We start from the raw sequence: 19,669 nt of genomic DNA, 5'->3' as shown, positions 1-19,669 counted from the left end.
ATATCAACCCTACCATTATACTATACTAAAGCCTCTTCAAGTTTAGGTATTTTCTCCACAGTGATGACCCACGCGAAACCCTCAAAACCTCTCTAAGCGACAGCAAACTCTGTAAATTTACGAGTTTCAGGATCATGAAAAGCTAAAACAATATCCTCTTTAGGTACACCCTCGGTTAATAACTCGTTAGCAATACCTTCCTCTGTCCAATCTTCCTCAATATAAATTTTATCATTTTTAATGCGAATATGAACATGAGTATTATTAATTCTTTTTTGATTAACCCAATCTACAGACATCCATAAATAATGATCATGAGTTTCATCAAAAACTAAACAAGTTTCATATTTTTTCTTAGATGAACGATTAGCAAGATAATCATGTTCTGTTAATATCTTTTTAATAGTTTGACGATAATTAGTTAATTTATCCATTGTACTATTTCCTCCTTATCCGTATTAATAACAAGTAAAGCAACTTGATTTAATTTTACCACAGCTTTAATTGATTTTCTTTGAAAAAAAGTGTCATAAATTTCATCTTTAATCGCTAAGTAAATTTCTTGGTATTCATCTTGAGCCAATTGAATTAAATCACGATACAGTATATATTGTCCTAAAGCTAATTCAAAATCTTTCATTAATGAAGAACTAATAAAACTTTTAATCTCAATAATAATTTTACGTTGTTTTTGTTCTTCTGAAATGACCTTTTCTACTGCTAAATCAGGATAAAGTTCAACATCCTCATATTCCAGAGGATAGGGATCGGCTGTGATTGTCCAACCATCCTTAATTAGAGCGTTTTTAACTGCTTCATGGTAAATATCTTTTGCTGGCATTGTCCTCCTTTGTCACTAATTCTACCATTATAAACAAAAACTATTAAACCACAGCAAACTCTGTAAATTTACGACTTTCAGGATCATGAAATGCTAACACAATATCCTCTTTTGGTACACCTTCGGTTAATAACTCATTAGCAATACCTTCCTCTGTCCAATCTTCCTCAATATAAATTTTATCATTTTTAATGCGAATATGAACCTGAATATTTCTGATTTTTTTCTTGCCTTCCCAACCCATAAACAGCCAAAAATATTGATCATGTATTTCATCAAAAACCAGACAACTCTCTTGATCTAAATTAGCTGAACCTGAAACCCATTTGTGATATTCTGTTAATACCTTTTTAATAGAATTACGGTATTTTTCTAATTGAGCCATTGTAAAATCTCCTCCTTGTAATTTTTTAATTGAGTAGGTGAGCCATAAAGATCCCCCCAATAATAATACTAACCAAAAATACCTCATAATAAGCGATCGCACCACCAACTCCCCTTAAAACAACCATCACACCTCAATTTCCCTCTAACGTTCCTATTGAGTGGCAGAAAATAACTTTCGCTTTCAACCAAAATATCACAACCCTGTCTGCTCCAATGACTTGTTATAGGTTTGTTCTAACATTTTTTGGGTAATTTGTTGTTCTCCATGATAGTGTAAGCGTCGATTCAAACAGCCAATGGTTTTGACATAGGAAGACATGGTATTAATATCATGGGTAATCATTAAAATTGTCATATATTCATTTAATTTTAACAATAACTCATAGATATTCGCGCACATTTTGGGGTCAACACTAGCCGTAGGTTCATCTAAGAGTAAAATTTGGGGTTCACTGGCTAAAGCTCTAGCAATAAAAACCCGTTGTCTTTGTCCCCCTGAAAGTTCGCCAATGGCGCGATTTTTTAATTCTAACATTTCGACTTTTTCTAAAGATTGAATCACAATTTCTTCATCTTTTTTTGTATAGGGTTGAAATAAATGACGATTTCCTAACCGTCCCATTCTTACCACTTCATCTACCCGGACGGGAAAATTGCGATCAAATTCTAAAATTTGAGGGACATAACCCAAATAACGCCGTCCTTTAGTCACAGAATTACCCATAATTTTTACATCTCCTTTTAAGGGTTTTAGCAGTCCTAAAAGCACTTTAATTAATGTGGTTTTTCCTCCCCCATTAGGGCCAATTAATCCGATAAAATCTAATTCATTAACCGTTAAATTAATATCTTCTAAAATAGGTTCATGGGAATCATAACCCGCCCAGACTTCTTTTAAGCGGATGACTTCATTTTTTGGATAATTTTTTGGAGATAATTCTTGAGGATTTTTCACGGATGTAAATGTAAAATTAGGAAGTAAAATCATAGTAAAAAATCAAATTATTTTATGGTTTTAAAGTTTGTGATAACAGTTCAGAAACTTGAAGTAAATTATCAGACCAATTTTCATCTAAATCACTAACAAAAATAACTTTTCCCCCGATTTCTTTAGCTATGGTTTCCGCAGAACTGGGATTAAATTCTGGTTGAGCAAAAATTACCTTAATATTCTCTTGTTTAGCTTCAGAAATTAACTTAGCTAACTCGGCTGCACTAGGTTCCTGTCCCCCGACTTCAATTGATTCCTGTTCTAAGTTATAATCCTTGGCAAAATAGCCCCAAGCGGGATGAAAAACGATAAATTTACGGTTTTTGAGCGGGGTTAATTTCTGACTAATTTGTTGATCCAGTTGGTCAAGTTCTGTGATAAAATTATTTAGGTTGGCTTGATATTCAGCTTGGCGTTTTGGGTCAATTTTGACTAAGCCATCATAAATATTTTGAGCTTGAATTTTAACTAATTTAGGAGATAACCAAATATGAGGGTCTAAAGTTTCTTCTGAGGGATAATTTTCTGCTCCTTCGTGGTGATGTTCTACCATTGGAATTCTCTCAATCCCTTGAGTTGAATCTATAATTAACATTTTTTGATTAGCAGCTTTAATTCTATCTATCCAAGCTGTTTCAAAAGCAATCCCCGTGGTAATATAAGCTTTAGCATCATTCAAAGATTGTAACTGTTGAGGTTTGGGTTCATAATTATGTAAATCAACACCAGGAGGAATCATAACATTCACTTTAACATTCTTGCCCCCAATTTTTTCCACAAAATATTTCTGGGGCATAATACTAACCGTAATATCAACAGCATTATTAACAGTTTCATTTACTATTTGTTTGGCTTCAGAAGAATTATTTTCAACTGAATTTTTTGGTGTGGAAATGGTGTTACAACCACTAATTATACTCATAACCCATAACAGCATTACTATTCGGGCTTCAACCGACAATCTCATCTTGATGTCCTCAATGTAGTTTTGCACCTCATTGGCCCAACACAGTCCCAGCATAGGGATCTTGAGGGCTTAACTATAATGATAATCGTTTTCAAAACTTTTGACTAGGAGGGTAGATTTTAGTGGCGGTGTCTTTTCCAAAATCGATCAGGTTAAGAGATATAGCAGGGAACACCTCTGATCCAAAATCTACAGTACAAAATTCTTAGTCGCGGTTTATGCTAAACAAAGTATTTTGTATTTTCTGATGATGACTCAACATTCTAATTCTCTAATTTCTGTGCGGGCATTTTTGCAGCACTATTCTGAAATGATGGCGGCGATAGTTTGTGCTGTTTTAGTATTTATAGGTTGGGTGTGCTTACAAATAGGTTGGCTAGGGTTAGCATTTTTAGCCCTACCGATTGCTTATGTTATCGGGGGTTATGGCATTGCTAAAGATGGGTTAACGACGCTTGTAGACGACAAACAATTTGATGTTGATTTATTAATGATTGTAGCAGCATTGGGGACTGCGACTTTAGGAATTTGGAAGCAAAATTATTTTTTAATCATAGATGGTGGAATCCTAATTTTAATTTTTGCTTTGAGTAGTGCTTTAGAAAGTATAGCGATGGAACAGACAGAAAGCAATATCACAAATTTAATGCAGTTAACCTCGGATACAGCTTGGGTAATTACCGATCAACAGGAGCAACAAATCCCAATTAATCAATTAAAAATTGGGGATATTATTTTAGTCAAGCCTGGGGAAATAATTCCGACGGATGGGGTGATTATCTCTGGAAATAGTTCCATTAATCAAGCTGCAATTACGGGAGAATCAATTTCGGTCGATAAAACCATTGGTGATCAAGTATTTGCCGGAACATTAAACGAAAATGGGGTACTACAATTAAAGGTTCATCAATCTCCTGAAAGTAGTTTAATTCATCGGGTGATTCAGTTAGTTAAACAAGCTAAAACCGAGGCATCTCCCTCTCAACAATTTATGGAAAAATTTGAACGTAATTATACTAAATTTATTATTGTAACAGGTATAGGATTAGCCATTTTACCGCCCGTATTCCTGGGTTGGAATTGGGAAACAGCCATTTATCGGGCTTTAGTTTTTTTGGTGGTTGCCTCTCCCTCTGCTTTATTAGCATCAATTATGCCTACCTTATTATCAGGAATAGCAAATGGGGCAAGATATGGAATCCTATTTAAAAATGGGGCGCAATTAGAAAAAATTGGCCGAATTAATGCGATCGCATTTGATAAAACTGGAACCTTAACCACGGGAAAATTAAATATTGTTGATATCATTCCGGTGGCGGGTATATTAGATACAGAATTATTAGGAGTTGCCCTAGCGGTAGAGTCACTTTCTGAACATCCTATCGGACAGGCAATTTCTCAATTTGCCCTGGAAAAAAATATTCCCAGAATTGCCGCAGTTAATGTCGCCACTCAAATCGGGGAAGGGATTATTGGAGAAGTGAATCATAACCAGATTTTTGTAGGGAAACTAGAGTGGATTCATCAACATAATATTTATGTTAGTCCTGAATTGGTAGAAATTAGTGACCATTTAGAAACCGATGGTAAAACCGTGGTTTGGGTGACACAAAATCATCAAACATTAGGATTAATTGCTGTAACAGATACGGTGCGTTTAGAAGCAAAAACCTTAATTAAAAATCTGAAAAAATTTGGCATTGAACAAGTGGTAATGTTAACAGGAGATCATCAAAGAACAGCCGATAGTGTGGCAAAACAGTTAAATATTGATCTGGTTTATGCTAATTTATTACCGGAAGATAAATTAACCATTATTCGACAATTGAAAAATCGGTATCAAGGGGTAGCAATGGTGGGAGATGGGATTAATGATGCTCCAGCTTTAGGATTAGCTGATGTGGGAATAGCCATGGGTGGGGCGGGAAATGATGTAGCCTTAGAAACCGCAGATGTTGTGTTAATGACCGAGCAATTAGGAAAAATATTCAAAGCGATTAAATTAGGTCATCGGGCTAATCGAGTTATCAAACAAAATATTGCTTTTTCCCTTTCGTTTATGGTATTATTATTAATATCTAATTTTTTCGGTTTGATTAATATGCCCACGGCGATAATCGGACATGAAGGATCAATGTTATTAGTAACATTAAGTGGTTTACGGTTATTAAAAAGTTAGAGAAACCAACAGAAACCTGTTTTCTTGAAGAAATTCGGTTTCTGTTAGGGATTTTGTAGATTAACAATTTGTTGGGAAAACCAGAAGGCGGCGTTAAAATTATTGGTTTTTTCTAATTGCTCTAAGGTTAATTCTAATAAAGCGATCGGCAATCCATTTAAAGCAATAGAAGTGTTAACTTCCTGATATTTGCCATTCTCTTGTAAACGAAAGGCGATCGCTCGTTTTCCTCTAATATCAATTACCCAATATTCGGGAACTCCTAAGCCAGCATAGAGTTGTTTTTTCTCATCTAAATCTATCGCTAAAGTGGTATCGGAAATTTCTCCAACTAAATCAGGAACTCGCCATTGTTCTAAATTAATTCTGCGGGGTTCTCCTTCTTGCCATTTGGGGGAATTTTCACCAATATATAATACTTTATCGGGTGCGGCTGCCCGTTGGTTGGGTTTTTCGATCACACATCCACTAAAAGAGTTTGCTAATATCCCAGGTTCACGAGAAAACCAAATATATAATAAAAAACTCAACAAATCGTTCACATTAGAGTGATTAATTCCTTCGTTACCCATATCAATCCACAAATATCCTTGATTAAAACTAACATTAAAGTCTTCTAAATTGGGATTATTAACATAAGCTAAATAATCCTCCCAAGTAGCAGGTTGACCTTGGGTTTTTTGAGGAGATTCAGGAATAGAAACTAAAGTTGTCATGGTTTCATCTTTTTGTTAGGGATTTTGTAGATTAACAATTTGTTGGGAAAACCAGAAAGCGGCGTTAAAATTATTGGTTTTTTCTAATTGTTCTAAGGTTAATTCTAATAAAGCGATCGGCAATCCATTTAAAGCAATAGAAGTATTGATTTCTTGATACTTTCCATTCTCTTGTAAACGAAAGGCGATCGCCCGTTTTCCTCTAATATCAATTACCCAATATTCGGGAACTCCTAAGCCAGCATAAAGTTGTTTTTTCTCATCTAAATCAATTGCTAAAGTTGTATCGGAAATTTCTCCAACTAAATCAGGAACTCGCCATTGTTCTAAATTAATTCTGCGCGGTTCTCCTTCTTGCCATTTAGGGGAATTTTCACCAATATATAATACTTTATCGGGTGCGGCTGCCCGTTGGTTGGGTTTTTCAATCACACATCCTCCTAAAAGATCAACTAACAGATCGGGTTGACGGGCAAACCAAAACCCAAAAATCAAAGTTAATAATTCATTAAATCGAGCGTGATTGATTCCTTCGTTACCCATATCAATCCACAAATAGCCTTGATTAAAACTAATATTATATTTTTCTAAATTGGGATTATTAACATAAGCTAAATAATCCTCCCAAGTAGCAGATTGACCTTGGTTTTTTTGAGCAGATTCAGGAATAGAAACTAGAGTTGTCATGGTTTCATCCTAACTAAAAAAAAGTATATATAGCAACCGCCAAGGCAGTTAGGACACCAGACGGATCTTAGAACCCAGACGGTGAAGTATTTTCCCCCCTGTTTTCTCCCGCCCTAGCCCCCCGTGCACGGGGGTTTGGGGGGCTGTTCCCTGTTCCCTGCTATACCATTTTAACATAGAATTAAAGATGGTGCTTGACACTCCCACGGGTGAACCGCGTGGGATTCTCCTGTCTAGCCCCGATTGCTCGGTATTCATGGAGTTGCCCCCTACTGTTTCCAGAATTGCTTCACAGCAATATTAGAGGAGAGTACGAGACTCTGAGGAATGCCAAGTACCTCGTCCCAATTGACGGCTACGACTATTACAGTCTTTGGCTCTGCCAAGATTTTTCGGAGCTTTCTGTAGTCAATAGGGATAATCACAGTGGTTGCCTTTTTCTCGCCATTGACAACTTGTTTTTAAGCGAGGAACATCCTTGCTATACTCTGATAATAGAGTCTTAAATAGAGTATGTCAAGGGAAAAGAAAATTCAGTTTAATGTTAACGAGAAAGAATATGAACGTCTCAAAAGTCATGCTGAATCAGAAGGATTATCAATGGCTGAAGTTCTTAGGGATTACATTAAAACCCTCACACCCCCTAAAGGGGGTCGCACTACATCCCACGACTGAAGTGCGTGGGCTTTGTGCGAGGTTGTTGTAAGCCCAGCACACGCACCCTACGAATTAGAACTGTAGTTCTTGTAATAACCAAAATCCGGCAAAAGATTCAGAATTGGGGTCAGATTGAACAGCTAAAAAATGTACATTTTTGGCTTTTTCTTTGGTGAGTTCAAAATTTTGGGCTTCTGTTTGGGTTTTACTATCGGGTAAATTAGCTAAAATCCAACTTTCATTTTCCCCAGTTTCTAATAATAAATTAGGACGGGAATCTTTATTTAATCGTAAATAAGCTAACTCTAATCCCGACATCCAAGCCGCTAAAGGAGTAGCCCGGGAGGAGTAAATAATTAACCCAGGAATTGGGGTTTCTGGTGTTAACCCAACCATCGGTAATCCGAAGGCTTCACCAAAGCTAATATCCCATTCTGATAGGTCGGAAAAGGCACTGGCTTCTAAAGTTACAAAAGCCCATTTATCCCCCTGCAAAGCATCAGGAAGGGGCTGGGGTTGAGACTCCATAAATTGAACCGAAGGATTAGCCCCCGCTTGATAATTTTCCAAGGTGGGATAATAGGTTTCTATGCGTTGGTTTAACCATTGATAAAGGGCATAGGTACGACGGCTTGCAGAAGCAGGAATCGCTAATTCTTTACAGGATTTAGAAATCATATTTGCCATCGGACGGCGGAAAAAGCGAATCCTAGAGGGGGGCGTGGGGGCAGTGGCGATCGCATTTTCAATCGCCTGTTTTAACCAAATAGAGTTAACTTCGTTACTAGGGCAAAATTGGGTGTAGCGAAACATCGTCTCGGTGCTATCTTCAATATTGAGCGGGGTTTCACAGATTAAGACTTCCCAAACTTTTTTCCCTTCTTCGTCCCGCAGGGGGCGGCTATAAAAATCGAGTTCCCAAATAGTTGATTTCATCAATGACTGGATTCTGTTGATAATTAACGTCTAAAAATAAATCCTACCAGCAATTAGGGTTAAGCTGCACCTAATGATTGATTTTTCAGGGATCAACTCACTTATTCTATCTTTAAATTAAACGGTAAACGGGTATAAATTCCTTTCGGATCATTCATTTCTTTAATCATCAATAATTCCTCTTGAAGTCTGATAAATTCACGGGTGAGGGGATCAACGGGAGTCGGTATTTTTGTGAGGTTATCTCCGGCTAAATTCTCTAAAATTCGTTCTTCTAATGTCCGAGGTTTAGCAGGTTCTTTGAGTGTCCAATCCTCTCCCAAATTCGCTTTTTTTGCCGCCGCCGCGATCGCCGCATCTAAACCGCCAATTTCATCAACTAACCCTAACTGTTTAGCCTGTGCGCCCGACCAAACTCGCCCTTGAGCAATTTCTTGAACTTGATTTTTAGATAACTTACGATGGGTGGCTACGTTAGAAATAAAGCGATCATAAATTAAGTTAACCACCTTTTGTAACCGAGCTAATTCTTCGGGACTTTTCGGCCGACTATTGGTTTGAATATCTGCAAACTTACTGGTTTTGACAATATCCCAGGTAATCCCATTTTTACTGGCAATATCTTGAATATTAAACAGTAATCCAAACACCCCAATTGATCCGGTCACGGTATTAGCTTGGGCAAAAATTTGATCCGCACCCATAGCAATCCAATATCCCCCGGAAGCGGCAAAATTTCCCATGGAAACTATCACAGGTTTTTGTTTTCTGATCAGATCTACTTCCCGCCCAATCACTTCTGAAGCTGTGGCACTGCCCCCAGGACTATTAACCCGTAAAACCACCGCTTTTACCTTTTCATCTAAGCGTAATTTTCTTAATTCTTTAGCTAACCGATCACTTCCAATTTGGCTAGAAGTTCCGCTACCATCAACAATTTCACCTTCGGCATAGACAATTGCAATCTTATTTTTACTATTCTGATTACCATTATTAATATCAGCAACTTCAGGAATTTTGGAATAGGAATTGATACTAATTTGCCGAAATTGTTGACTTTTATCCTGGGATTCCCCGGTCATTTTTTTAAAGTCTGCAATCACTTCATCACTATAGGCAACTTGATCAACTAATTTTCCTTTTAAAGCCGTATCTGCTAATAAAATACCTTCAGTATTAGAAAATGCCTGTAACTGTTGGGGTGTGACTTTGCGACTGGGTGCAATGGTTCTTAACCATTCTCCCCATAAATCTCCTAATAGTTTTTGAGTTTGTTCTCGATTTTCTGGACTTAATTTTTTCAGTAAAAATGGTTCAACGGCTGCCTTATATTTTCCCACCCGAATCACCTGCACCCCAATACCATATTTTTCTAATGCTCCGGTTAAAAACATGACTTGAGAACTTAACCCTTTGATGTCTAAAGAACCCAAGGGATTAATCACAACTTGATTAGCAACGGAAGCTAAATAATATTCTGGTACTGTCCAATCAATATCATAAGCAATAATTGTTTTTCCGCTTTTTTTAAACCGTTCTAGGGCTTGACGAATTTCTTTTAAATTAGCTAATCCTGTAGAAATGGGAGTATTAGTTCCTTGCAAATAAAGGGCGACAATTTTGTCATCTTTACTGGCTTGATCAATTGTTTGAACTAAGGTTCTTAACTGAATTGAAGTTGGACTATCTTCTGATAAAAGTTCCTGTAAGGCTTCAGAAGTTGAGGGATTAGGCCCAGTATCACTTACACTTAATGCTAAATCAAAAACTAATACTGATTTATCCTTAACTAATGGCCCCGACTCTTGACTTGCCATCAGAATTACTAGGAAAATTAATCCTCCAATTCCTAGGGTGGTAGTTAAAACCAGTCCAATTAAGTTTCCTAATAAACTGGCAAATGTAAATTTGAGAAAATCTTTCATATTATTATTAATAAATGGGATAATCTAACTTAATCCGGCGCGGGGTTTAGGGTTTTGGTTTCAATACTCCTGATGTTTGTAAATGATTTAGGGTACGGTTATTTGTACAAAATAGCACGGTGATCAATTCTGCTTTTAAAATCTCTACTAAATTATAGACTGCTGCTTCCGATTCGGCTGCGGCTTGCAAAAATGGCCAGGCAAACCCGGCTAAATTGGCACCGAGGGCGATCGCTTTGGCCGCATCTAAACCACTGCGTAACCCCCCCGAAGCAATTAAGGGAATATCGGGAGACACTTCTCGAATACTGGTGATACAATCAGCCGTGGGTATGCCCCAATTGGCAAAGGTTTCCCCTAGACGACGCTGTAGGGGGTCTTGGGCGCGTTCTCCTTCGATTTTAGCCCAGGAGGTTCCCCCCGCGCCTGCCACGTCAATAGCGGCCACTCCTACCTCAATTAATCGTTTCGCCATGACTGCATCAATCCCATTTCCGACTTCTTTGGCAATCACTGGAACCGGAAGTTGGGTACATAATTGTTCTATTTTATGGAATAATCCTTTAAAATTAGTATCCCCTTCGGTTTGAATACATTCTTGTAAAGGATTCAGGTGTAAAATTAAGGCATCGGCTTCTAATAAATCAATGGTTTTTAAACATTGTTCTAAACCATATTTATAGTTTAATTGAACGGCTCCTAAATTGGCAAAAAGTAAAATATTAGGGGCGAGCGATCGCACGGCAAAGGTATCAGCCACATCGGGATTTTCCACCGCAACCCGTTGGGAACCGACTCCCATGGCAATCTGATAATGTTCAGCCACAGCCGCTAACCGACAATTAATTAATTTTGCTTGTTCTGTGCCTCCAGTCATGGAGGAAATTAATAGGGGTGCTCCTAATATTTTACCTAAAAATGATGTGGTGATATCAATTTCACTGCGGTTTAAATCGGGTAAACAACAATGGGTAAAGTCATAACGTTCTAACCCCGTTGTTGTTTGTCGAAACTGCACATCTTCTTCTAAACAAATTCTTAGATGATCAGCTTTGCGGTTTTCAATTTGATTGGGAAATACCATATTAGTTATAGCGCTAGGGAACACCGGAACAGTTAACTAATAACTGATACAGACGCGCCATGGCACGTCTCTACACTGATGACTGATGACTGAATTAGGATCGTCGAATATTAAAACAACACCAATCTTGACGACGCCAGAGGGTAGCAACAACCCAACCCTGTTGTTCTAAAGTATCTGCAATTGGTTTAGCTTGATCCATTAAAATCCCGCTTAAAATCGCCCAAGTATTTTTCTTGGATATGGCATTAAATTGAGGAATTAAATCAATAATTACTTCTGCTAAAATATTACAAACAATTCCATCTACAGGTTGCTCTACTGCTTGAATTACCTGCTCAATACTGCCATCTTGAATATTAATTCTTTCCGGTGAAATTTGATTTAATTCACAATTTTCGTAAGTTGAACGAGTTGCTAACGGATCATTATCCACCGCATAAACCTTAGAAGCTCCTAATAAAATTGCCCCAATTGATAAAATACCAGAACCGCAACCAATATCTGCAATTACCCCATGGGTGTTTTCTCCACCTAAGCGCATTTCCAAAGATTCTAAACACAGTTGAGTTGTGGCGTGGGTTCCGGTTCCAAAAGCAACCCCTGGATCTAAACGTAATAGAATACGATCGGGATTTTCAGGTAATGCTAACCAAGCCGGATAAACTAAAAAGCGATCGCCAATTGGTGTCGGTTCCCAATATTGTTTCCAACTACTTGACCAGTCCTGTTCATCAATCAAATCCCAAGTCACCGCCGGAATTGGCATTTCTAAACACAAAGCATCTTGACGTAACAATAAAGCCAGGGCTGCTAAATCTAGTAAATGGGCTTTTTCTTCGGGTAAATAAGCTGATAACAAGCAGGAATTATTTTTAATTTGACTCGCGGTTCCCCGACAACCAAACGCTTCCATGCGCCAAAAGACCGCATCTTCTAGCATCGGATCACACAATACTTTAATTTCCCACCAGCTATTAGCCATAATCAGTCATCAGTTATCAGTTATCAGTTATCAGTCATCAGTTAACTGGTACAGACGCGCCATGGCACGTCTCTACACTGATAACTGATAACTGATTAAAGCGTTACAGTATAGGCATCGCGGATGCCAGACACTTTGATAATTTCTGCAAGAATACCTTCAGGTAAAGGATCATCAAGACTTAAAACCATGACAGCCTCACCCCGAACAATTTTGCGTCCGACTTGCATACTGGCAATATTGACATTAAATCTGCCCAAAAGCGAGCCAATGTTACCAATAATTCCCGGTACATCCCGGTGGAGAGTAAACAACATATAGCGGGTGGGAGGAACATTAATCGGAAAATCGTCCACACTGGTGATCCGAATTTCGTGATCCCCTAATAACGCCCCGGTCACAGAATGAGTGCCTAAACTGCCCTTAGCTTCTAAATGTAGTGATCCGGTGTAGTCCGTCACCGAAGCATCACGGGTTTCAATTACTCTGATCCCCCGTTCCTTGGCTTCAATACCTGCGTTAACATAGTTCACCCGCTCGCGTAGTGCTTGGGACAGTAACCCCTTCAGAGAAGCCACAACCACTGCTTGGCTACTGGTTCCGGCTAGTTCCCCTTGCAAACGCACATCCAGGAAGTCCACCCGTCCTCCGGCTAACTGACCGACCAAATTACCCAGAGTTTCTGCCAGTTGCAGATAGGGTTTGAGTTTTTCCAAGACATCGGGATATAACCCGGGAATATTCACCGCAGAACGGGCTGGCAGGCCCAGCAACACATCCCGAATTTGTTCAGCGACATCGATCGCCACATTGACTTGAGCTTCTTCTGTAGAGGCTCCCAGGTGAGGAGTGAGAACAATTTTAGACCCCAATTCCCGCAGGGAAGAATCGGCTTCTAGGGGTTCATTTTCAAATACATCTAAGGCAGCCCCGGCAATTTGGCCAGTTCGCAGGGCATCGGCTAAGGCTGTTTCATCAATCACACCGCCCCTAGCACAGTTAATTAGGCGGGCGGTGGGCTTCATCTTAGCGAAGACTTCCGCATTAAACAGATGATAAGTTTCTTTGGTTTTGGGGATATGCAGCGTAATATAATCGGACTCCTGAATCAACAGATCCAAGTCCACTAACCGACAACCAATTTGATCCGCTCGTTCTTGGGATATAAAAGGATCATAGGCCAAAAGTTTCATCCCCATTGCTTTCGCCACCGCCGCAACATGGGAACCAATTTTACCCAAACCCACAATACCCAGGGTTTTCTTATAAACTTCTACACCAACGAAGCTTTTGCGATCCCACTGTCCAGTTTTCACCGATTGGTTAGCATCGGGGACGTAGCGAGACATGGACAGCATCATCGTCAGGGCGTGTTCGGCGGCGGCAATGGTGTTCCCTTGTGGAGAATTAACCACAACAATCCCTTTACGGGTAGCGGCGGGAATATCCACATTATCCACACCGACACCCGCCCGACCAATAATTTTTAAGTTATTGGCAGCTTCAATAATTTCTTGGGTTACACGAGTTCCAGACCGGATCATCAAAGCATCATACTCTGGAATAATCCGTACCAGTTCTTCTGGGGGTAAACCTATTTTGACATCCACCTGAGCCACTTGAGACAGGATGTCTATACCAACTTGATCAATAGAATCGGATACGAGAACCTTAGACATGATTTAGGAAGATGGGTTGCAATTTTTCTGAAAACGAAACATCACCCCCCGACAAAATCAGCTAGGGGGAAGTTCAGGAGAGTCTTGATTAGATTAGTTATTCTCCCTCCCAAATTAACGGTCTGTATTAATACCGCAGTAGGTTATTTTAACTCTTAATGGGTATATGCACTGCGAATTATTGGAAAAAATTTAACTTTGCGGGGACGGAGGCGAAAAGATGGGCACCGGAGAAGTGTAGACTAACAATAGATTGATTGCCTATTCCCAACGATAATTGTCAGCACCCCGCACTAAAGTGACAGGGCTTCATGCCTCTAACTTTAGTTAGTTGACCAGCCTAAGTCTTAACTGACTCCGTTATTGGTAAGCGTTAAAGTTCTTACCTACAGATGCGTAGCTAGTTTGTAGCTCTAAAACTCGAAAGTTAAACAGTTTTACGAGGGGTAAGGCAGTGCTTTTGAGATAGTACCGACCGATAACATTGGCGAAGCTAACATTACCTGAGAAATCAGTGTGGTAGAAATACCGAAAAACCGGGAATCGGCAAATACAACAATTTTTGTCGATTCCCAATCTAGTATTCACGAAGAATAAATTCTCCTGAGTCGTTTTTCTTCCGCGCTCTTAAGAGACGCGGTTTCCAAACTTCCCATTTTTTTATTATGAACTATCTGGTCACTGTCCTAGCCGATCGCTTTCACGCCGAAACAGCCTATGTTGAATTAGAAAAAGAAGGTGTGCCCACCAGTCAAATCAGTATTCTAGGAAAAGGTTATAAAACCGCCGATGAATTTGGCTTAATTGACCCGAATGAAAGCGCCATTAAACAAGTGAAATTAATGGCAACTTGGTTAATTCCCTTTGGATTTGTTTCAGGTTTTGGCTTTAGTTTAATTACGGGATTAGATACCTTTGCCTGGGCGGGAGTTCTGGGAAATCATTTAATCGGTGCGGTTCTGGGTGGAATTTCCGGGGGGTTAGGGAGTATATTAGCCGGGGGTGGCGTCGGATTAATTGTTGGTGGCGGCGATGCTTTACCCTACCGTAACCGCCTGAATGCTGGGAAATATTTAGTCGTGGTCACGGGTTCGGAAACCTTAATGCGGAAAGCTAATCGGATTTTAAGAGACTTAGAACCGGAAAATATTCAGGGTTATACCGTTGGTGAAAATGAATAATTAAAATAGAATGTTATCATAATTTTAGCATAAATTTTCATCTTCCTTAACCTAAAATCCCTTAATGTTACCAAGAGAAGAACTCCTAAAAGGTATCGAAAATCGAGATACTATAGCACGGGTTATAGATCTGGCAGAACAAGCCCTGAAAACCTGGGAAATTACCCTAACAGATTTCCTTTCTCCCCCTGAATTAGCTGAATCTGAAAAGGTCTTTAGCCGCTTAACAGAAGTACAAATGATCCCATGGGGAGGCTATCCCCAAGCGGAACGCCAACGGTTAGGAATTGCCCGATCTGAACTTCCTCTTGATACTTCTCAAGTCAGCGTTATTGTTTTAGAAATTTCGGGTAATTTTCTCTTTGATCCCGCTACCCATCGAGACTTTTTAGGGTCGATGTTAGGGACGGGAATTGTCAGAGATAAAACCGGGGATATTATTGTTTTAGGAGAGCGTGGAGCCCAAACCATTGTCACCCTAGAATTGGCGGATTTCCTAGAGTTAAATCTGACTCAAGTTCGATCTGTTCCGGTGAAAACACGACGGATTGATCCGGGGGAATTAAAAGTTAGAGAACCCAAAAAGAAAGAGTTAACAACTGTAGAGGCTTCCATGCGGTTAGATGCGATCGCATCTGCTGGATTTGGAATGTCTCGTAGTAAGATGGTGAGTTTAATTGATGGGGGAGATGTGCGGGTTAATTGGAAGGAAGTTACCCAAGCTAGTTATCAATTAAAATCCGGGGATTTAATTGCCATTCGGGGAAAAGGACGTTTAGAAGTTAAAGATATGGCTATTACTAAAAAACAAAGATATAGAGTTGAATTAACTCGCTATCAATAATCAGTTTGTACTGAATAATTTAAGGAGAATATTAGTAATGGTAAGACTCTATAATCAATCTTTTGAAATTTTAAAAACCGAGTTAAAAAAATGCGCTGAAAAAGATTTAGTTGGGGAAGTTGGAGAAAAAATTGTTCTTAAACGCTTAGAAAAAATGCGATCGCAATCGGGAGAATCTCTAACTTTAGATGAATTAAAAAACTTAGTTTCCGATCAGTTTTATGAGTTTGATGAAGTAGTTTTACAGAAAGCTGCAAAAGCAAATCATCCACCCGGAATTGGGCAAAAGCTGGCTTTAGGTACAGCTATTTTAGGGGGATTTGTGGGACTTGTGGCTCTAGCTAATTTACCCTATCCCATGATTCGGTTTCCTGTTTCAAAAACCGTCCCTATTTTATTAATTCCCAGTTATATTAGTATGGATTATAACTATCGACAAGCCGTGTCTTTAGTAGAACAATCCGATCAATTAATTAATCAAGCTACGGCAATTACTGATATTGAATTAGGAGTTGAAAAAGTTGGAAAAGCTCAACAGCATCTGGATAAACTCCCAGTTTGGTTTTTAGGTTATTATCCTCAAGCCTACTGTTCATTTACGGGTTGTGTTTGGCGATTTACCTTCGATGAATATGAAGGTGCTAGAAAGAATATTGGCCGGATGGAATCTAAAATTTTTCAAGAACAAAATGCTTATCAAGAATATACAAAAGCCGAACAATTAATTAAGGAATCTCAAAACAATTTCTCTAAAACTCCTCCGGGCAATGAACAACAACAGATGATTAACCTTTGGCAAAAAGCGATTGATCAATTAGATAAAATTTCCTCCGAAACCTTAGCCGGAAAATTAGCTGAAAAACAGTTAGAAACCGCTAAACGAGATTTTCAACAACAACTAGGATTTGTTGCGGGAACCCTGAAAGGAAATACCTTAATTGATGCCGGGATGCAGTTTGGAATTCAAGCTGCAAAAGCCGCTAAAAATCCCCCTCACACCGCCAAACAATGGGAACAAGTAATCAAATTATGGCAAGAAGCAATTCGTCGCTTAGAACAAGTTCCAACGGATAATCCTAGTTATTTGGATGCTCAGAAAAAATTAGCTGAATATCAATCAAATTTAGGAGTTTCCGAAAGTCGGTTAGAAGCGGAAAAAGACGCGGTAGAATCACTTAAACAGGCAAAAGCCGAGATTGCTCAATGGCAAACCTCAGCCCGTTCTAAAGAGCCTAATATTGGTTCCTTAATTGGTCAATTAACCGATATTATTAGTATATTAGAACAGGTTCCCGCAGGGACAACAGTTAGCGCAGAAGCCCAAAAATTATTAGGATCAGCACGACATACTCGTGATAAATTATATATGAACTAACTTGATATTTTGAAACCATTCCGTCCTTAAAACTGATTAATTCTATATAATTATGACTCAAACACCAGAAGATTTTTCCCCATTTATTTCCTCAACACCCGATCCATCAGTAGATACGGCTAAATTAATACAATTATTACGGCGGAAAGAAAGAAATTGGGTGGAATGGGGCGACGCCTGTGCTCAATTACAAAAATCTGGTTATAACCCCCAACAAATTTTTGAAGAAACGGGTTTTGAACCCATTCAACAAAATCAAATCATTGTAGCAGGACAAGTCTTTACTTCCTTAGTAAAAGGCAATTTATCCGAGGAAATTCGATCCCGTTTTCAACAACGGGGAAGCGATATTTTATATGAATTTCGTATCCTAAATCAAGCAGAAAGGGTGATGGCGACGGAGTTTTCCGATCAGCGCAAATTAGATGCCGATGAAGCTAGAGAATTAGCCAAAGCCATCAAAGAATTCTCTCGGTTTTCGGTTCTCCCCCCGGGTTTTGCCCATCATCCTGGGGACGCTTTAGCCTATCAAGCCTGGAAAGCTGCCCGACAACAACATGATTTACAACAGCGATCGCGTTTAATTGCTAAAGGATTAAAATATGCTCACTCCCAAACCGCACGAGAAACCATAGAACAACTATTAACAGATTTTTCGATTACCGCCAAAAAATCAGCGCCTCGTTTACCAATGTATCGTTTAGAAACGGAAGAAGATCTACCCCGTTTAATTCCAGTCGTGGGGAAATTTCCCTTAACTCCATCGGATTTTAAAGCCGTTCCTTTGATTGAAGAATTAGGAGCATTTTCCATTGTTAAATCATCGGGAAATGCAGCTTGGGTAGCGGTTCCTGGCTGGCAAGTGGTCAGAAAGTCAGAAGATCCAATTGCTGTTTTAGGAAATAGCGCTAATTTACCGAATCCCTTACCCGGTAAATCAGAACCCGTTTTAATCCTGATTGATCGCGCTCAACGGGAATGGGATATTGATTCTTATTTCTTAGTTGAAAAATCTGAAAATTTAGAACTGCAATGGTTCGATGAAACTCCCGATATTCATTTACTAGGAAAATTAATTTTAATTATGCGTCCTAAAAAGGTATTAGATGAGGATCAAATTCATGATGTTTGGCAAATTGATGAATAGAAAAAAGAGAGGGAACACCGGAACAGCCCCCCCAAACCCCCCGTGCACGGGGGGCTAGGGGGGGAGGGAACAGGGTAGGGGATGTGTAATTAATTTTGTTTAGGTACTTAATAACTTTTACCCATTACCCATTACCCATTACCCATTACCCATTACCTATCTTATTCTATTATGACGATACCAACGATAACCATAAATTCCCCCTCCAATGATTAATAAATAGGGACTAAAAGCCAATAACCATAAAATCAATCCTACTAATAGCCAGGTAAATTCACCCATGGTATGAGTTGCTTTTCCCCAAGTTTCTTGGACTCTTAAACCCAGATTTTCTTGAGCAGGAGACACAGAAACCGACGATTCAATTGTTAAATCAATAGTAGAATAAGCGACTTGATTTTGTAAATTTCTTAACTGAGCATCAATCCGTTCAATGGATTCTCGAATTGTACTTAATTCATTTGCTGCTTTCAAAACATCCCCAACTGAACCCGAACGCTCCATAATTTTTAACACCATTTCTTCCGATTTCCGTAAATTTCGCAGTCGCGCCTGGACATCGACTAATTGATCCGAAACATCCTCCGCCGTAATCATTTGATTTTCTACTGTTCCCAACTTTGCTAACGCATTTAAGGTGGTTTCTAAGTGCTGTTGGGGAACTCTGAATTGGATATAAGCCGTTTGACGCTGACTATTATCAGGGGATTTTTGAGCCTCAAATTTTAAAATATCCCCTTGCTGTTTTTTAATAATTTCTGTAATAGATTCTGTAGTTTGATGAATTGATTGTACTATTAATGTTAATTGAGCGCGTTTAATCAGTTGGGATTGTTTTTTGGGTTCCGTGGTCGTTGGTGGCGGTGCAGAATTAGCCATTTCCAGACTATCTGCTGTGGCTAAAGGTGCGCTGGCGGGAGACATCTGTTTAGCTTTATTCGCCTGAGCGCAACTCGATAAAGCTAAAATTGATACCATTAACCATAAAAAAAATCTGGGTTTTAATCCAGTCTGAGAGCGAATTTGATCATAATTCATAGTGTTATATTCCTATTATCGTTCATTATCCACTTAATATTGAGCCTAGC

19 protein-coding genes are annotated in these 19,669 nt (G+C 39.0%); 6 read left to right on the top strand and 13 right to left on the bottom strand.

The annotated features are described in order from the left end of the window. Positions 1-92: 92 nt before the first annotated feature. The 5 genes from AC559H_RS07070 to AC559H_RS07050 all read right to left on the bottom strand — a co-directional run bounded on the left by AC559H_RS07070 (position 93) and on the right by AC559H_RS07050 (position 3,186). Complete coding sequence (locus AC559H_RS07070) at positions 93-434, bottom strand: XisI protein (protein WP_026794137.1); 342 nt, start codon at positions 432-434, stop codon at positions 93-95. Then, entirely contained in the window at positions 422-841 is a 420-nt protein-coding gene (locus AC559H_RS07065) for a XisH family protein (RefSeq protein WP_026787231.1), read from the bottom strand. Before AC559H_RS07065 ends, AC559H_RS07070 begins: the two co-directional genes overlap by 13 nt. Positions 842-884: 43 nt before the next feature. After that, entirely contained in the window at positions 885-1,226 is a 342-nt protein-coding gene (locus AC559H_RS07060) for a XisI protein (protein WP_026794136.1), read from the bottom strand. Between the two features lie 195 nt (positions 1,227-1,421). Further along, positions 1,422-2,216 (bottom strand): metal ABC transporter ATP-binding protein, encoded by a 795-nt coding sequence (locus AC559H_RS07055; RefSeq protein WP_081694825.1) that lies wholly within the window; start codon positions 2,214-2,216, stop codon positions 1,422-1,424. A 19-nt stretch (positions 2,217-2,235) separates the two neighbouring features. Next, positions 2,236-3,186, bottom strand: coding sequence for a metal ABC transporter solute-binding protein, Zn/Mn family (locus AC559H_RS07050; RefSeq protein WP_026786514.1), 951 nt, complete (start codon positions 3,184-3,186; stop codon positions 2,236-2,238). Positions 3,187-3,433: 247 nt separating this feature from the next. Here AC559H_RS07050 and AC559H_RS07045 point away from each other — a divergent pair, with 247 nt between their 5' ends. After that, the gene (locus AC559H_RS07045; RefSeq protein ID WP_306439102.1) at positions 3,434-5,365 is read left to right on the top strand and encodes a heavy metal translocating P-type ATPase; all 1,932 of its coding nucleotides are present in this window, start codon (positions 3,434-3,436) and stop codon (positions 5,363-5,365) included. A 44-nt stretch (positions 5,366-5,409) separates the two neighbouring features. Here AC559H_RS07045 and AC559H_RS07040 read toward each other — a convergent pair whose 3' ends face one another. Together AC559H_RS07040 and AC559H_RS07035 are read right to left on the bottom strand one after the other, a co-directional pair. Continuing rightward, the gene (locus AC559H_RS07040) at positions 5,410-6,081 is read right to left on the bottom strand and encodes a Uma2 family endonuclease (RefSeq protein ID WP_026794134.1); all 672 of its coding nucleotides are present in this window, start codon (positions 6,079-6,081) and stop codon (positions 5,410-5,412) included. A gap of 15 nt (positions 6,082-6,096) precedes the next feature. Next, positions 6,097-6,768 (bottom strand): Uma2 family endonuclease, encoded by a 672-nt coding sequence (locus tag AC559H_RS07035; RefSeq protein WP_026794133.1) that lies wholly within the window; start codon positions 6,766-6,768, stop codon positions 6,097-6,099. Between the two features lie 513 nt (positions 6,769-7,281). Between AC559H_RS07035 and AC559H_RS07030 the strand changes: the two genes are divergently transcribed. Then, positions 7,282-7,443 (top strand): ribbon-helix-helix protein, CopG family, encoded by a 162-nt coding sequence (locus tag AC559H_RS07030; RefSeq protein ID WP_141292963.1) that lies wholly within the window; start codon positions 7,282-7,284, stop codon positions 7,441-7,443. 54 nt (positions 7,444-7,497) lie between these two features. Here the strand turns inward: AC559H_RS07030 and AC559H_RS07025 are convergent, their stop codons facing one another. From AC559H_RS07025 to serA, 5 genes are all read right to left on the bottom strand, one after another. Beyond that, positions 7,498-8,361 (bottom strand): Tab2/Atab2 family RNA-binding protein, encoded by an 864-nt coding sequence (locus AC559H_RS07025; protein ID WP_026786518.1) that lies wholly within the window; start codon positions 8,359-8,361, stop codon positions 7,498-7,500. Between the two features lie 101 nt (positions 8,362-8,462). Further along, complete coding sequence (gene sppA, locus AC559H_RS07020) at positions 8,463-10,286, bottom strand: signal peptide peptidase SppA (RefSeq protein ID WP_026794132.1); 1,824 nt, start codon at positions 10,284-10,286, stop codon at positions 8,463-8,465. A gap of 46 nt (positions 10,287-10,332) precedes the next feature. After that, positions 10,333-11,370 carry a type 2 isopentenyl-diphosphate Delta-isomerase gene (fni, locus tag AC559H_RS07015; RefSeq protein WP_026794131.1) on the bottom strand — a complete coding sequence of 346 codons (1,038 nt, stop codon included), beginning with the start codon at positions 11,368-11,370 and terminating at the stop codon, positions 10,333-10,335. A 94-nt stretch (positions 11,371-11,464) separates the two neighbouring features. Beyond that, a complete protein-coding gene (gene prmA / locus AC559H_RS07010) occupies positions 11,465-12,355 on the bottom strand; it encodes a 50S ribosomal protein L11 methyltransferase (RefSeq protein WP_026794130.1) in 891 nt (296 codons plus the stop codon). A gap of 95 nt (positions 12,356-12,450) precedes the next feature. Then, positions 12,451-14,034 carry a phosphoglycerate dehydrogenase gene (gene serA / locus AC559H_RS07005; protein WP_026794129.1) on the bottom strand — a complete coding sequence of 528 codons (1,584 nt, stop codon included), beginning with the start codon at positions 14,032-14,034 and terminating at the stop codon, positions 12,451-12,453. A gap of 665 nt (positions 14,035-14,699) precedes the next feature. On the opposite strand from serA, the gene AC559H_RS07000 reads away from it, so the two are divergent. The 4 genes from AC559H_RS07000 (at position 14,700) to AC559H_RS06985 (ending at position 18,581) form a co-directional block, all read left to right on the top strand. Continuing rightward, positions 14,700-15,215 (top strand): hypothetical protein, encoded by a 516-nt coding sequence (locus AC559H_RS07000; protein WP_026794128.1) that lies wholly within the window; start codon positions 14,700-14,702, stop codon positions 15,213-15,215. A gap of 64 nt (positions 15,216-15,279) precedes the next feature. Beyond that, on the top strand, positions 15,280-16,059 hold the full coding sequence (locus AC559H_RS06995) for a photosystem II electron transport protein, Sll1252 family (protein WP_026794127.1): 780 nt from the start codon (positions 15,280-15,282) through the stop codon (positions 16,057-16,059). Positions 16,060-16,096: 37 nt separating this feature from the next. Further along, the gene (locus AC559H_RS06990; protein WP_026794126.1) at positions 16,097-17,434 is read left to right on the top strand and encodes a hypothetical protein; all 1,338 of its coding nucleotides are present in this window, start codon (positions 16,097-16,099) and stop codon (positions 17,432-17,434) included. A 52-nt stretch (positions 17,435-17,486) separates the two neighbouring features. Continuing rightward, positions 17,487-18,581 (top strand): RuBisCO accumulation factor 1, encoded by a 1,095-nt coding sequence (locus AC559H_RS06985; protein WP_026794125.1) that lies wholly within the window; start codon positions 17,487-17,489, stop codon positions 18,579-18,581. Between the two features lie 156 nt (positions 18,582-18,737). On the opposite strand, the gene AC559H_RS06980 is transcribed toward AC559H_RS06985, so the two are convergent. Next, positions 18,738-19,619, bottom strand: coding sequence for a DUF4349 domain-containing protein (locus AC559H_RS06980; RefSeq protein WP_043937001.1), 882 nt, complete (start codon positions 19,617-19,619; stop codon positions 18,738-18,740). Positions 19,620-19,669: the final 50 nt, after the last annotated feature.

The sequence above is a fragment of the Planktothrix prolifica NIVA-CYA 540 genome (genome assembly GCF_963864145.1).
Taxonomy (GTDB): Bacteria; Cyanobacteriota; Cyanobacteriia; order Cyanobacteriales; family Microcoleaceae; genus Planktothrix; species Planktothrix agardhii.
Note: the sequence above shows the minus strand (reverse complement) of the source record. Positions and strands in the feature narration are given on the sequence as shown.

What these genes read in the sequence shown, in the direction of transcription:
- AC559H_RS07070 (WP_026794137.1), bottom strand. Translation starts at nt 434, where the DNA reads ATGGATAAATTAACTAATTATCGTCAAACTATTAAAAAGATATTAACA.
- AC559H_RS07065 (WP_026787231.1), bottom strand. Translation starts at nt 841, where the DNA reads ATGCCAGCAAAAGATATTTACCATGAAGCAGTTAAAAACGCTCTAATT.
- AC559H_RS07060 (WP_026794136.1), bottom strand. Translation starts at nt 1,226, where the DNA reads ATGGCTCAATTAGAAAAATACCGTAATTCTATTAAAAAGGTATTAACA.
- AC559H_RS07055 (WP_081694825.1), bottom strand. Translation starts at nt 2,216, where the DNA reads ATGATTTTACTTCCTAATTTTACATTTACATCCGTGAAAAATCCTCAA.
- AC559H_RS07050 (WP_026786514.1), bottom strand. Translation starts at nt 3,186, where the DNA reads ATGAGATTGTCGGTTGAAGCCCGAATAGTAATGCTGTTATGGGTTATG.
- AC559H_RS07045 (WP_306439102.1), top strand. Translation starts at nt 3,434, where the DNA reads ATGATGACTCAACATTCTAATTCTCTAATTTCTGTGCGGGCATTTTTG.
- AC559H_RS07040 (WP_026794134.1), bottom strand. Translation starts at nt 6,081, where the DNA reads ATGACAACTTTAGTTTCTATTCCTGAATCTCCTCAAAAAACCCAAGGT.
- AC559H_RS07035 (WP_026794133.1), bottom strand. Translation starts at nt 6,768, where the DNA reads ATGACAACTCTAGTTTCTATTCCTGAATCTGCTCAAAAAAACCAAGGT.
- AC559H_RS07030 (WP_141292963.1), top strand. Translation starts at nt 7,282, where the DNA reads ATGTCAAGGGAAAAGAAAATTCAGTTTAATGTTAACGAGAAAGAATAT.
- AC559H_RS07025 (WP_026786518.1), bottom strand. Translation starts at nt 8,361, where the DNA reads ATGAAATCAACTATTTGGGAACTCGATTTTTATAGCCGCCCCCTGCGG.
- sppA (WP_026794132.1), bottom strand. Translation starts at nt 10,286, where the DNA reads ATGAAAGATTTTCTCAAATTTACATTTGCCAGTTTATTAGGAAACTTA.
- fni (WP_026794131.1), bottom strand. Translation starts at nt 11,370, where the DNA reads ATGGTATTTCCCAATCAAATTGAAAACCGCAAAGCTGATCATCTAAGA.
- prmA (WP_026794130.1), bottom strand. Translation starts at nt 12,355, where the DNA reads ATGGCTAATAGCTGGTGGGAAATTAAAGTATTGTGTGATCCGATGCTA.
- serA (WP_026794129.1), bottom strand. Translation starts at nt 14,034, where the DNA reads ATGTCTAAGGTTCTCGTATCCGATTCTATTGATCAAGTTGGTATAGAC.
- AC559H_RS07000 (WP_026794128.1), top strand. Translation starts at nt 14,700, where the DNA reads ATGAACTATCTGGTCACTGTCCTAGCCGATCGCTTTCACGCCGAAACA.
- AC559H_RS06995 (WP_026794127.1), top strand. Translation starts at nt 15,280, where the DNA reads ATGTTACCAAGAGAAGAACTCCTAAAAGGTATCGAAAATCGAGATACT.
- AC559H_RS06990 (WP_026794126.1), top strand. Translation starts at nt 16,097, where the DNA reads ATGGTAAGACTCTATAATCAATCTTTTGAAATTTTAAAAACCGAGTTA.
- AC559H_RS06985 (WP_026794125.1), top strand. Translation starts at nt 17,487, where the DNA reads ATGACTCAAACACCAGAAGATTTTTCCCCATTTATTTCCTCAACACCC.
- AC559H_RS06980 (WP_043937001.1), bottom strand. Translation starts at nt 19,619, where the DNA reads ATGAATTATGATCAAATTCGCTCTCAGACTGGATTAAAACCCAGATTT.